General features: G+C 64.1%; 12 protein-coding genes. 7 read left to right on the forward strand and 5 right to left on the reverse strand.

All coding sequences use genetic code 11. The features are described from left to right. Positions 1 to 189 precede the first annotated feature (189 nt). Complete coding sequence (locus tag QA639_RS01625) at positions 190 to 954, reverse strand: Crp/Fnr family transcriptional regulator (protein ID WP_028337368.1); 765 nt, start codon at positions 952 to 954, stop codon at positions 190 to 192. 266 nt (positions 955 to 1220) lie between these two features. On the opposite strand from QA639_RS01625, the gene QA639_RS01630 reads away from it, so the two are divergent. Together QA639_RS01630 and QA639_RS01635 are read left to right on the forward strand one after the other, a co-directional pair. After that, positions 1221 to 1595 carry a response regulator gene (locus QA639_RS01630; RefSeq protein ID WP_050383581.1) on the forward strand — a complete coding sequence of 125 codons (375 nt, stop codon included), beginning with the start codon at positions 1221 to 1223 and terminating at the stop codon, positions 1593 to 1595. 88 nt (positions 1596 to 1683) lie between these two features. Next, positions 1684 to 2805, forward strand: coding sequence for a hypothetical protein (locus tag QA639_RS01635; protein ID WP_157348423.1), 1122 nt, complete (start codon positions 1684 to 1686; stop codon positions 2803 to 2805). A gap of 22 nt (positions 2806 to 2827) precedes the next feature. Here QA639_RS01635 and QA639_RS01640 read toward each other — a convergent pair whose 3' ends face one another. From QA639_RS01640 to QA639_RS01650, 3 genes are all read right to left on the reverse strand, one after another. After that, positions 2828 to 3895, reverse strand: coding sequence for an N-acetylmuramoyl-L-alanine amidase family protein (locus tag QA639_RS01640; protein ID WP_346283716.1), 1068 nt, complete (start codon positions 3893 to 3895; stop codon positions 2828 to 2830). Between the two features lie 79 nt (positions 3896 to 3974). Continuing rightward, a complete protein-coding gene (locus tag QA639_RS01645) occupies positions 3975 to 5531 on the reverse strand; it encodes an alkaline phosphatase D family protein (protein ID WP_157348424.1) in 1557 nt (518 codons plus the stop codon). Between the two features lie 204 nt (positions 5532 to 5735). After that, entirely contained in the window at positions 5736 to 7139 is a 1404-nt protein-coding gene (locus QA639_RS01650; protein ID WP_244978827.1) for a TAXI family TRAP transporter solute-binding subunit, read from the reverse strand. Positions 7140 to 7351: 212 nt separating this feature from the next. Between QA639_RS01650 and QA639_RS01655 the strand changes: the two genes are divergently transcribed. Both QA639_RS01655 and QA639_RS01660 read left to right on the forward strand, forming a co-directional pair. Next, positions 7352 to 7657 (forward strand): 4a-hydroxytetrahydrobiopterin dehydratase, encoded by a 306-nt coding sequence (locus QA639_RS01655; RefSeq protein WP_016847224.1) that lies wholly within the window; start codon positions 7352 to 7354, stop codon positions 7655 to 7657. 90 nt (positions 7658 to 7747) lie between these two features. Next, on the forward strand, positions 7748 to 8125 hold the full coding sequence (locus tag QA639_RS01660; protein ID WP_028337362.1) for a YkvA family protein: 378 nt from the start codon (positions 7748 to 7750) through the stop codon (positions 8123 to 8125). A 199-nt stretch (positions 8126 to 8324) separates the two neighbouring features. On the opposite strand, the gene QA639_RS01665 is transcribed toward QA639_RS01660, so the two are convergent. Then, positions 8325 to 9305 (reverse strand): NADPH:quinone oxidoreductase family protein, encoded by a 981-nt coding sequence (locus tag QA639_RS01665; RefSeq protein ID WP_050383585.1) that lies wholly within the window; start codon positions 9303 to 9305, stop codon positions 8325 to 8327. Positions 9306 to 9394: 89 nt separating this feature from the next. Here QA639_RS01665 and QA639_RS01670 point away from each other — a divergent pair, with 89 nt between their 5' ends. From QA639_RS01670 to rlmN, 3 genes are all read left to right on the forward strand, one after another. Then, the gene (locus QA639_RS01670; RefSeq protein WP_050383586.1) at positions 9395 to 10231 is read left to right on the forward strand and encodes an SDR family oxidoreductase; all 837 of its coding nucleotides are present in this window, start codon (positions 9395 to 9397) and stop codon (positions 10229 to 10231) included. 155 nt (positions 10232 to 10386) lie between these two features. After that, positions 10387 to 10980, forward strand: a complete 594-nt coding sequence (locus QA639_RS01675) for an invasion associated locus B family protein (RefSeq protein WP_050383624.1) — start codon at positions 10387 to 10389, stop codon at positions 10978 to 10980. A 75-nt stretch (positions 10981 to 11055) separates the two neighbouring features. Next, positions 11056 to 12270, forward strand: coding sequence for a dual-specificity RNA methyltransferase RlmN (rlmN, locus tag QA639_RS01680; protein ID WP_057021293.1), 1215 nt, complete (start codon positions 11056 to 11058; stop codon positions 12268 to 12270). The last annotated feature ends 75 nt before the right edge of the window (positions 12271 to 12345 follow it).

Here is a 12345-nt window from a genome sequence, read left to right on the forward strand (position 1 = left end):
CCTCCTCGGGAGCTCGGCTCGCACTCATAACTAGGACTAATTCCGCGCTGGTGATCCTATCTGTTGCGCAAAAGCGTTAAGCGCTCATTAAGCGCGCGGGCTTGGGGCGATAGGACGACCCCTACGGCGATGTCGGGTTTAGCGGGCTTCCGGAAGCATGGCGGATGCGATGAATTATAAGTACACACCCTAGTTCGCCGGGTTGTCCTCGCTTGGATACACGCCGCGCAGCACTTCCTCGAAATGATCCTTGACGGCGTCGTTGCACAGGCAGGAGCGCTGCCGCAGCTTGTCCGCGTCGCGGATCACGATCGCGCCGCGGCGCGTTTCCAGCACGCCTTCCGCCTTGAAGTTCTGGATCACGCGGCTGGTGTAGCTGCGGCCGACGCCGAGCAAAGTCGAGAGCTGTTCATGGGTAAGCGGCACCATGCCGTTGCCATTGGTGCGCTCCATCGCCGAGATGATCCATTTCGCCGCGCGCTGCTCGATCGAATGGATCGCGTTGCAGGCGGTCGACTGGAAAATCTGCGCCAGCATGCAATCGGCATAGCGCGCGAAGATGTTGCGCACGGAGATCGACTTCAGCTTGGCGGCGTCGAGCTTGCTGATCGGCAGCCGCGCGAACGGGCCGCCGAACTTGACGGTGATGCGGGTATAGGCCGGCAGGAAGCCCTGGCTGACGATGCCGCCGACCGCGCCCTCGCGACCGACCAGGATGGTCTCGACATCGCGGCCGTCCTCATTGGGCACCATGTACGAGACGAGGCTCGGCCCACACGGGAAATGCACGGTCTGAACATCATCGCCGGGGCTGTAGAGCAGGTCATTGGCCTGCGTGTCGATCAGCCCCAGATGCGGTGCGATCAACTGGTAATCGGCGTCGTTCAGCCGGCGCAAAAGATTGTTGAACGGCCGGTCACTCGTCCCGGCCAACTCGGTCCGTTTCGCGATCATGGGAAATTCCTGAAAACCCAACCCGACAATAATCGAAAGGTTCCCGGATTTATGTTCACTAGTGAACAGACGGCGCGGCCCGCGATGTGATGGTTTCACCTCGGGAACAGCCGGCGTGCTCTCAGGCGCCGGTCGCGGGCCATTCGGCCGGAGCGATCCGGTCTCTCATCCATGCCTTGGAGCGTTTTCGAGCGAAGTGGACATCGGTTCGCGTGAAGAAAACGCGTCAAGACAAGAAGCTCTAGCAAACGGAAACTGGCACGCCCATGGACTTCGCCCCCAATGCCGGCATGCCCGGCGATGTCCTCGTGGTCGAGGACGATCCGATCATCTCGCTCTATTTCGAGGACACCATCCTCGGCTTCGGCGCCCGCACGGTGCGCACCGCTGCGAACGTCGCCCGCGCGCTCGAGCTGATCGCCGAACGCGCGCCGGATTTCGCGCTGCTCGACGTCGGCCTCGTCAGGGGCGAGAAGACCTTCGCGATCGCCGAGCGGCTGGATGCGCTCAAGGTGCCGTTCGCGTTCGTCACGGGTTATGGTGCGGACATCCGGCTGCCGGCATCGCTCGCCGACAAGCCGCGGCTGACCAAGCCGTGCTCGAGCGAGGCGCTGGAGGCGGCGCTGCGAAGGCGACAGTGACGGATTGCGGGGCTTCGGCCCTCGCCGCCGCCGCGTTCGTCGTCTACGATCCGGTGCGTCGGATTCGGTGACGAATCGGGAAGCCGTCATGGCGAACAGGACATCTGCTGCTGTGCCCGCAGCAGTGCTCTCTCTTGGGCTGTTCCTCGCGCCGGGTGCAATGCATCCGATCGCCGGTTTCGTGTCGCCGGCGATCGCCGAGCCGGCCGCGCTGACGAGCGCGCAGTCGGCTGCCCGCGAAACCTACGACAATGCCCTGCGGAATTTCGAGGCCATCCTGCGCCAGCGCCGCGCGCAGATCGATTCGAAGCAGCCGCTGCCCGACTTGCCGGGCCAGGCGATCTATCTGGCCCGTGTCGAGATGATGAGCGCCTACAAGGACCTCACCGATGCGCTTCCGTCCAGGATTGGAAGACCCAACAGGTTCGGAATCCCCCCGGCCTACTTCAACGCCGACAATGAGCCGCTGCTCGATGACTACAGGAAGCTCTTCGACGTCATGGAGGCGCCGCCCGCCGGTGCGCAAACATCCGATACGCCATTCAAGGACGTGGTCGATCTGGCGACGGTGATCGCGCGGGCCAAGGGTCTTGACGCCGCCGACGCCGCGGTCGCGGGCCGTATCAGCCTCGGCCTCTTCTTTGCCGAAACGAACGGCAAGCAGAATGCGGGCAATGCACGATCGAACACCTATAAAGGAAGCCTGCAGACCGGCCCGTCCGAGGATCGCGACGGCCGAAGGAAGTGGGCCGCCATCAAGGGGTCGATCGCGACGCTCGATCCTGCGCTGAGCCGTCGCGACGACCGGGAAGAGGCACGGGTCGGCAACCTCGACCACAGGTTCAATCACTGGACCGCCGTGCGGGACGGCCTCATGAACGCGCACGCCGAACTTTTCCCGCAGGTCGCGGCGATCCAGAAAGCGCTGCCGGACCCGATCGATCAGATGAAGGTCTTTGAGCTGATCCAGATCATTCCCACGCCGACCAGGGCAGCGCTCAAATCGGGCAACCTCGTCGGCTACGGAATTTCCGATCCCAGGATCATGCGATATCTGCGCAACAACAGCGTCTTCGCGTTCGGTCGGGCCGACCGGGCAAGAACATCCGCGACCTTCCGCGAGATCCTCGATGCGATGTGGCTGTTCAACGCCAAGTTCGAGCAGGCGCTTGCCAAGTTCAAGCAGATCAAGTCGGGCAAGCCGGGCTGAGGAGGAGTTGATCGCTCGGCCGTCAGGGTGGACCGAGCAGCGCCCATCGCGGCTCGCAGAATTCCTTCACGGCGGAAGCGACGCTGCTGCTGATGAGGTTTTGGCGCTCGGGCGAGTTCATCTCGCGTTCCTCGTCCCGGTTGATGATCGAGCCCGCCTCCAGCAGGATCGCGGGCATCGCGGTCTTTCTCAGCACGATGAGTTCATCATTGCTGTAGACGCCGGTATCCTTGTTCAGCAACGGGTGCTGGTAACGACCCATGATAGCCTGGCTGTATTGCTCGGCATAATGCAGGCCCTGGGCCTTCAGTTCCCCGGCGACCAGTTCGGCGAACCGGAGGCTGGTCTTGAAGTCCGGATTGTCCCGGGAGACGAACACGGAGTAGCCGCTGAAGCGGTCGCTGAAGTGGCTTTTCTTGCCCTCGAACTCCCAGTCCTCGAGCATCTTGTTGGGCACGGAGTCATGGTGGATCGACATCAGCAGATCCGCGTGCAGATTGTTGGCGGCGGCGACCCGCTTGAAGAGGCTCGGTCTCGCTTTGCCTTCGGTCAGCAGCAGCCTGGTTTCGGCAAAGCCTTCGGCTTTCAACCTCTCCTCGATCAGCTTCGCAAGGCGCAGGTTGAAGGTGAACTCGGCAACATTCCGCGCGCTGATCGCGCCTTCCGATTGCGCGGTATGTCCGACATCCAGCACGATCCGGAACGTCGCGGGATCGCATTTGGCAGCGGCCGGCTTGAGAGCTGAAAGCGGCAGGGTGACTGGCCCAAGGGCGGCCAGCCGCATGGCGCGGTGCCTGGGCGGAGCGCGGTGCCTTGCCAATTTGCCAACCCTTGTCGCCTTCGCGCGCTTCGGCGACTTGGCATGCTTGGGTGAGCTCCTGAAGAGATCGGGCAGCCAGCCGGCATCGCTGGCTTCGATCGGCAGCAGCGCGAACACTGCGATCGCGACGACCAAAAAGCGGCGAGGCCGAAACCTCGCGACGATACCACCGAGCACGCGAAAGAATTCGCAGCGCCTCATGCTCCGCCCCTCCGGGCCCCCAGCATAACGGCTCTGACATCGGTACCGGAAGAGGCCGGGAAGGTCCATCCCCGGCAATCGCGTTGCCTCGCCTTGGAGGCAAGGCCGTCAAGACAAAGAGTCCGGTTCCGCCGTGGCTGTGACCGAACTAGACCGGCTTCGGGTCGAGCGTGATCGCCCACAGCTCGGCGTCGACGCGGTCGCGTAGGCTCACCATCATCTGCCCGCTCTTGCCGTCGATCTTGACGTGGCCGAAGAACTGCATGCCCGCCGACGGCGGCAGGTTCTGGTTGCCTTCGCCCGGCGCCTTGATGAACTTCACCTCGGGGCCGAAGGTGTTGTCGAGCTCGTTCGGACCGAACGTGCCGGCATGCAGCGGGCCGGAGACGAATTCCCAGAACGGATCGAACTCCTGGAACTGGGCCTTGTTCGGGTTGTAGTAGTGCGCGGCGGCGTAATGCACGTCGGCGGTCAGCCACACCGTGTTGACGATTCCCGCGGTCTTGATGAAGCGCAGGATATCGGCGATCTCGAGCTCGCGGCCGCGCGCCGGGCCATCGCCCTGCGCAAAGGCTTCCGAGCCCTTCTTGTTGGCCGCATCGTCATAGACGATCAGCGAGAGCGGCATGTCGGAGGCGATCACCTTCCAGGTGGCGCGCGAGTTGAGCAGCGCGCGCTTGAGCCAGGCCATCTGGTCCGGGCCGATGAAATAGGCGTCGGGGCCGTATTGCTCCTGCAGGTTCGGGCCGTTGGAGCCGCGATAGCTGCGCTCGTCGAGCATGAAGACGTCGAGATGCGGACCGTAGCTCAGCGTGCGATAGACGCGGCCCGGCTCGACGATGCTCTCGCGCATCGGATACATCTCGTGGAAGGCCTTTGCCGCGCGCGCCGCGAGCACGGTGATGTCGCGCTCCTTGTAGGCCGCCGGCAGCTGTTTCGACAGCGACCAGTTGTTGGTCACCTCGTGATCGTCCCACTGCACGAAGATCGGCACCTCGGCATTGAAGGCGCGGACGTTGTTGTCGAGGAAGTTATACTTGTGGGCGGCCCGGTATTCGTCGAGCGTCTCGGCGACCTTGGCCTTCTCGGGTATCGTAACGTTCTTCCAGATCTTGCCGTCGGGAAGCTTCACCTCGGAGGGGATCACGCCGTCGGCGTAGATCGTGTCGCCGGAGTGCAGAAGGAAATCCGGAGCGTGCTTCTTCATCGCGGCGAAGGTGATCATGCCACCGTCGTCGGGATTGATGCCCCAGCCCTGGCCGGCGACATCGCCGCCCCACACGAAGGAGACGTCGCGGCGATCGCTCGGCGCGGTGCGGAAGCGTCCGACCACCGGCTCGCCGACGATGTCGATATGGGCGAGGTCGCGGAAGCGGACGCGATAGAAGATGTCCTGGCCGGAGGGCAGGTTCTCCAGCAGCATCTTGGCGGTGAAGTCGCTCTCGGGCAGCGCCGTGACCGGCGGCAGCGTATGGGCGTCCTTGAAGGACTCGGTGGTCGCGACCTCGACCATCATCTGCGACGGCCGGTCCGCACGCGCCCACACCACGCCGCCGTCGACGCTGACATCGCCGGACTGCACGCCATGGGTGATCACGGGGCGGTCGGCGGCGCGCGACAGATAGGGCATCGCGATCACGCCGGCGCCGGCCGCAGCCGCCGTGGAGAGAAAGCGTCGGCGGGTGAGCGAGAACCGGATCGTCATGGGGAGCCTCCTCAGGTCACAGCGACAATGCGCCGCAGGCGCGCCAAGACCTAGAAAAATTCCATGACGGAGAGATTACAGGGAAGCGCGGGAGCGGGAGACTGGGCAACTGCCCAGATCGTAAGGTGTGCACGCCTCTCAGGCTCCCTCCCCCGCAAGCGGGAGCGGCAAGGGGAGTTTGCGGATAGAGAATGGGGGCGCCGTCTACGCCGTGCCCGCCGCCCGGAACTGCGTCGCAGCCCGTTGCAAATTCTGCGGCATGCTGAACAGCAGCGCCTTGCGGTCGGCGACGGCGTTATGAAGCTGCTCGAGCGCGATGTTGAACGCGGTCAGCGTGCCTTCCTCGATGGCGCCGTGCTCGAAGCAGTCCAGCGTGTGGCGCAGGATGTCGTCGGCCTCCGCCTGCATCTGGTCGAGTTCCTCGATCGAATCGCTTTGCCGTGCGGTCTTCAGCATCTCCAGCAGGCGTTCGCGCTGCGAGGTGTTGGTGTTGCGTTCGTCCTGCTTGAGATAGCCGGCGAACCACGCGCCGGCCGAGCCCATCGCCGAGAACGCCATCAGGCTCCACCAGATGTAGTCGCTGTAGCGGTCGAGGAAGGTTTTCTCCTCGCCGTCGACAAACGCGGCGGCGCCGGGATGCACCGGAATGGTGGCATCCTTGTCGGTGTCCGGCGTCTCGATCTTGGCGGCGAGCGGGAAATCGGTCTTGAGCGACTGCCGGATCGCGAACAATTGCCGCGTGAATGCCGCGACCGTCGAGTCCGACAGGCCCTTCCGCGCAACGATGTGGTGCGAGAAGCTGATCGTCTTCACCTCGTCGTCGGGCCGGTCGGCGGAGCCGAGCGAGCCCGCGGGGATTTCCGCGGCCTCATAGGCCGGATGGTTCTGCGCGATCGCCTCGGAGGCGTCGATCGCAAGGAAGCTGGGCTCGCCGCCGTCGCGGACCGACGCCGTGATCGCATCGATCGTGATCTTGCTGTTGGCCGGGCCGACGGCGAGATAGGCGTCGGCCTTGAGATTCTTGATCGCTTCCGCCGCCTCATTGGCCGGGAATTGAACGATCTCGACCTTCATCGGGTCGACGCCGTATTGCGTCAGGATCAGCTTCAGCAAATTGACATTGGCCGGGGTGCGGCCGACGACGCCGATCTTGCGGCCGGCGAGCTGTGCGATCTTGGTGATCCGCGCGGATTTCCGAACCTTGCCCTTGGCGGGCGGAACCCACATCACCACGACATTCTTGCGCAGGGTCGCGACCGCCTGGGCATTCTTCGGCACCTCGAGATCGCCGCGGATGATGGCGAGATCGGCCTTGCCGTCGGCCAGCGTCTGGGCGCTGGCGGTAGCGCCCTCGGTCTGCACCGGCCTCAGCTTGACCTGGGTGTTCTGCTGGTTGTTGAAGGCCTGCGCCAGCGCCTGCACGACCTTGAGGTCATCGCTGTTGGCAGGACCGACCGCGATCCGCAGCGTCACCGGACGCACGGCGAAATAATAGCCGGCCAGCAACGTGCCGATGATGGCCAGCGCGCCCGCGATCAAAACGAACATCAGCCGCCGCTTTGCCGAACGCAGCGGCTTGGGCGACATGCTGGCGGAGCCGTCTGTCATCGATCTCGCAAACAATCGTCGGGGCTCAATCTCGCAAAACTACCAACGCGCATACATCCTCTATGTGTAGCAAATTACTGAATGGACAGATGTTACAACTCCGTCATGGTTACCAGCGGCGATAGGACGCGATTTCGGCCTTAATTTGGGCGTGGATCCCATCCCGGAGGCCGGTTGTTAGGCTAAAGTCGGCGCTAAACGGGAGGGTTACCATGGTCGAACGGCTGTCAGCGGAGGCGAGGAAGGCCGCCCTTTGGGAACTGGCCGGCTGGTCGGAGACGTCCGGCCGCGAGGCGATCGCCAAGACTTTCGTGTTCAAGGACTTCAACGAGGCTTTCGGGTTCATGGCCCGCGCCGCCCTGGTCGCCGAGAAGAGCGACCATCATCCCGAGTGGAAAAACGTCTACAAGACGGTCGAGGTGGTGCTGTCGACCCACGATGTCGGCGGGGTGACCAAGCGCGACATCGACCTCGCCAAGGCCATGAACGCGATCGCAAGGCAGCTTGGGGTCAGTTGACCCCGCGCGTGGAACCTTGCACGGGTCCGCCGATATCCCCAGATTCGCTTCGTCCGCCGCCGAACTGGCGCGGCGTCGAGGAACCTTGCGATGACATCGAGCGAACACGGCGTGGGATTTGGGCCTGCCGACCGGCTGGCGCAGGACCCCGAAAGCGTGCGCCGCCGTTTCTGGATCAAGTTCAAGAAGGTGGTGGCGAGCCTGCCTTTCGCGGAGGACCTGCTGGCCGCCTATTACTGCGCCTTTGACCGGCAGACGCCCCGCCATGTGCAGGCGGCGCTGCTCGGGGCGATCGCCTATTTCATCCTGCCGTTCGATTTCGTGCCCGACATGCTGCCGATTCTCGGCTTCACCGATGACGCCGCGGTGCTCGCAACCGCTATCCGCATGGTGACGAGCCACATCACGCCGGAGCACCGCGATGCCGCCCGCGCCGCGCTGAAGCGCGGGGTGCCGGAAGAGAAATGAGCGTGGCGTGAATGGAGGCTCTTCCCCTTCCCCCTGAAAGGGGGAAGGTCGGGATGGGGGTCAGCGGCGGGCGCCGCTGTATGTGGAGAGAGCCGATCCCCACCCGCTTTGCTCTGATGAGCAAAGCGACCTCCCCTTTTCAAGGGGAGGTTAAGGCGTAACCCGGGTTCGCTTTGCTCCATCCGGGCTGCGGAATTCTTCAGCTTCCCGGGTGCAGGATCACCTTGCCCATCGCCTTGCGGCCGGCGAGCACCTTCAGGGCTTCCGCGGTTTGCGACAGCGGGAAGGTGCGGTCGACATGCGAGGAGATCTTGCCTTCCGCGGTCCACTGCACGAGCTTCTCGAGGTTCTTGCGGTTCTTGTCCGGATTCTGCCGCGCCCATGCACCCCAGAATACGCCGCGGATATCGCAGCCCTTCAGCAGCGCGAGGTTGAGCGGGATCTTCGGAATGTCGCCGGCGGCAAAGCCGATCACCAGGAAGCGGCCTTCCCATGCGGTCGAGCGCAGCGCAGCCTCGGCGTAGGAGCCGCCGACCGGATCGAACACGATGTCGGCACCCTTGCCGTCAGTCAGCTTGCGCAGGCCTTCCTTCAGATCTTCCTTAGCATAATTCAGCGTCAGCTCGGCGCCGTGTTGCTTGGCGAATGCCAGCTTCTCATCCGACGAGGCGCAGGCGATCACCTTCAAGCCCATCAGTTTGCCGAGCTCGCACGCAGCAAGGCCGGTGCCACCGGCGGCCCCGAGCACCGCGAGCGTCTCTCCCGGCTTCGGGCTTGCGCGATCTTCCAGCGCATGCAGCGCGGTGCCGTAGATGATGATGATGCCGGCGGCGCGGTCGTAGTCGAGATTGTCGGGAATCTTCACGATCGAATTCGCCGGCAGCGCGATCTTGTCGCGCGCGCCGTTGTGGCCGCAGGAAGCGACGACGCGATCGCCGACCTTCAGGTCAGTGACGCCGGCGCCGACGCTTTCGATCATGCCGGCAACTTCGGCGGCCGGCGAGAACGGGAACGGCGGCTTGATCTGGTACTTGCCCTGGATCATCAGGATGTCGAAGAAATTCAGCGCCGCCGCCTTGATCGCGATCACGGCTTCGCCTGGCGCGGCCACCGGATCGGGCACATCAGCCAGCACGAGATCGTCGGGTTGACAGTATTGCGAGCAGAGGATGGCTTTCATGGACACACCTGAGTTTCGGACGCAAAAGAGCTGAAAGCTTCATGCCGGATTTGCGGCGGAGCGACAATACAGTGCGGAGGGATCAAACTATGTTTGAAAAAGGCCTGCTAGCGAAAAAGCGCATCCTGATCACCGGCGGCGGCTCCGGCCTTGGCGCTGCGATGGGCTACCGCTTTGCTGAACTCGGCGCCGAACTGATCATCTGCGGGCGGCGCGAGGGGCTGCTGGAGGAAACCGCAGCAAAATTCCGCAGCGAGCTTGGCGCCAAGGTTTCCATCGCGCGCTGCGATATCCGCGACGGTGCAGCGGTCGAAGCGATGATGGATCAGGTCTGGCAGGACGCGCCGATCGACGTTCTCGTCAACAATGCTGCCGCAACCTTTATTGCGCAGAGCGAACATTTGTCATTCCGTGCGGCGGACGCGATCCTCGCGCCAACTCTGCATGGCACGATGTACTGCACGCTTGCCGCCGGCCGCCGCTGGATCGACGGCAAGCACAAGGGCGTGGTGCTCTCGATCCTGTCGACCTCGACCATCACCGGGCGCGCGTTCACGGTGCCGTCCTCGATGGCCAAGACCGCGGTGCTGGCGATGACCAAGAGCCTGGCGGTGGAGTGGGGCCCGAAGGGCATCCGCACCGTCGCGATCGCGCCCGGCGCGTTCCCGACCGCAGGTGCGACCGGACAGTTGCGCCCCGAAGGGCGCGGCGAGAGCTGGGCGCATCGCAATCCGCTCGGCCGCGCCGGCGAGCATGCGGAGCTCGCCAATCTCGCGACCTTCCTGATCTCGGATCAGGGCGGCTACATCAACGGCGAGATGGTGGTGCAGGATGGCGGCGCGCACTTGCGCAGTTCCGGTGCCGAGGACCTGCTGCAATGGACCGATGCGCAATGGGAGAAGCAGCGCGCTGCGCGCGCCAGGTGATAACGCGTCGCGATTACGCGCGCGACGGTGAGCGGCGTTCGTCTTTCGGCCTAACTGCCTTCCCAAAAAAGCGTTTCCCGGTTATCCAATCCGAGCCGGCGGAGGGGAATCGCCGGGCCATCTTGCAGTCACAATGATGGGGGAACCAGTTGGCCGTGCGGCAGATTCTGACATCACTGGTTGCTTGTATCCTGTGCGGGTTCATCACGCTCGCGCCGGCGCAGGCTGCGCCCAAGAAGGATACGGCCAAGGAAGCAGCCAAGCCGGCGCCTTCGGCGGCCGCGGCTGCGGCCGGCGGCGCCGAGCCGACGCTGATCGGCCAATTCGGGACCTGGGGCGCGTACACGGCATCGCCCAACGGCAAGAAGGTGTGCTTTGCGCTCGCCAAGCCGTCGTCGTCGAAGACCAATCCGGCGAACCGGCCGCGTGATCCGGCCTATGCCTTCATCTCCACCCGTCCGGCGGAGAAGGTCGTCAACGAAGTCTCGATCATGATCGGCTACACGGTGAAGCCGGGCTCCGAATCGACGCTTCAGGTCGGCGGCGGGACCTATGCGATGTACACGCAGGGTGACGGCCTCTGGATCAAGAATGCGGCCGAAGAGGAGCGGATGGTGGAATCCATGCGCAAATCGGCCGAACTGACCGTAAAAGCCGTCTCGGCCAAGGGCACCGAGACGACGGACACCTTTTCGCTGAAGGGCCTGGCGCAGGCGCTCGACCGGCTCGGGCAGGACTGCCGACGCTAGAGAAGCGACTTAAGGCCTGAAATCGAGGTATTTGGTGGCTTTCCAGCACAGGCTGGAAGGCCTATTTGAGGTTTCATGACCGACACCGTGACCACCCATGCCGTCTCCGGCGCCAGCGCGCTGGTCGAGAAGGTTCCGCTCGAGACCTATGTGCCGCCGGCCAAGCCGTCGCTGATCGGGCTGTCGCGCGCCGAGATCGCCGATCGCCTGGGCGAGATCGGGGTGCAGGCCGGCCAGCGCAAGATGCGCACCCAGCAGCTCTGGAACTGGATGTATTTCCGCGGCGCCAAGAGCTTTGCCGAGATGACCAACGTCTCGAAGGACATGCGCGCCGAGCTCGAGAAGCATTTTACCGTCGACCGTCCCGAAGTGGTCGCCGAGCAGATCTCCAACGACGGCACCCGCAAATGGCTGCTGCGGTTGCCGAGCGGCGACAAGGTCGAGCGGCCGCACGAGGTCGAGTGCGTCTACATCCCCGAGACCGACCGCGGCACGCTGTGCGTTTCCTCGCAGGTCGGCTGCACGCTGAACTGCGCGTTCTGCCACACCGGCACGCAGCGGCTGGTGCGCAACCTCACCGCCGGCGAGATCGTCGGCCAGGTGATGGTGGCGCGCGACCGGCTGAATGACTGGGCTGACCGCGAGGACGGCACGCGCCGCGTCACCAACATCGTGATGATGGGGATGGGCGAGCCGCTCTACAATTTCGACGCGGTGCGCGATGCGCTCCTGATCGTCGCCGACAATGAGGGCATCGGCATTTCCCGCCGCCGCATCACGCTGTCGACCTCTGGCGTGGTGCCGAACATCCAGCGCACCGGTGACGAGATCGGCGTGATGCTCGCGATCTCGCTGCATGCGGTGCGCGACGAGCTGCGCAACGAGCTGGTGCCGCTGAACCGCAAATATCCGATCAAGGAGCTGCTGCAGGCCTGCCGCGACTATCCCGGCGCCTCCAACGCGCGGCGCATCACCTTCGAATATGTGATGCTCAAGGGCGTCAACGATTCGCTCGACGACGCGAAGCTCCTTGTGAAGCTGCTCAAGGGCATTCCTGCGAAGATCAACCTGATCCCGTTCAATCCGTGGCCGGGCACCGCCTACGAATGTTCGGACTGGGAGCAGATCGAAAAATTCTCCGAATACATCTTCAACGCCGGCTATTCCTCGCCGGTGCGCACGCCGCGCGGCCGCGACATCCTCGCCGCCTGCGGCCAGCTCAAGTCGGAGACCGAAAAGCTCTCCGCCCGCGAGCGCCAGGCGCTACGCGCGATGGCGATGACGGATTGAGACGTGTCCACATATTCCGTCGTCATGCCCGGGCTTGACCCGGGCATCCACGTCTTCTCTCGCCGAGACAAAGGT

It is taken from the genome of Bradyrhizobium pachyrhizi (genome assembly GCF_029714545.1).
GTDB lineage: Bacteria > Pseudomonadota > Alphaproteobacteria > Rhizobiales > Xanthobacteraceae > Bradyrhizobium > Bradyrhizobium pachyrhizi.

Bases quoted from the DNA above. Each gene is read 5' to 3' on its own strand.
- QA639_RS01630 (WP_050383581.1), top strand. From the start codon at position 1,221: ATGGACTTCGCCCCCAATGCCGGCATGCCCGGCGATGTCCTCGTGGTC.
- QA639_RS01650 (WP_244978827.1), bottom strand. From the start codon at position 7,139: ATGACAGACGGCTCCGCCAGCATGTCGCCCAAGCCGCTGCGTTCGGCA.
- QA639_RS01640 (WP_346283716.1), bottom strand. From the start codon at position 3,895: ATGGACCTTCCCGGCCTCTTCCGGTACCGATGTCAGAGCCGTTATGCT.
- QA639_RS01635 (WP_157348423.1), top strand. From the start codon at position 1,684: ATGGCGAACAGGACATCTGCTGCTGTGCCCGCAGCAGTGCTCTCTCTT.
- QA639_RS01645 (WP_157348424.1), bottom strand. From the start codon at position 5,531: ATGACGATCCGGTTCTCGCTCACCCGCCGACGCTTTCTCTCCACGGCG.
- QA639_RS01670 (WP_050383586.1), top strand. From the start codon at position 9,395: ATGTTTGAAAAAGGCCTGCTAGCGAAAAAGCGCATCCTGATCACCGGC.
- rlmN (WP_057021293.1), top strand. From the start codon at position 11,056: ATGACCGACACCGTGACCACCCATGCCGTCTCCGGCGCCAGCGCGCTG.
- QA639_RS01655 (WP_016847224.1), top strand. From the start codon at position 7,352: ATGGTCGAACGGCTGTCAGCGGAGGCGAGGAAGGCCGCCCTTTGGGAA.
- QA639_RS01625 (WP_028337368.1), bottom strand. From the start codon at position 954: ATGATCGCGAAACGGACCGAGTTGGCCGGGACGAGTGACCGGCCGTTC.
- QA639_RS01665 (WP_050383585.1), bottom strand. From the start codon at position 9,305: ATGAAAGCCATCCTCTGCTCGCAATACTGTCAACCCGACGATCTCGTG.
- QA639_RS01660 (WP_028337362.1), top strand. From the start codon at position 7,748: ATGACATCGAGCGAACACGGCGTGGGATTTGGGCCTGCCGACCGGCTG.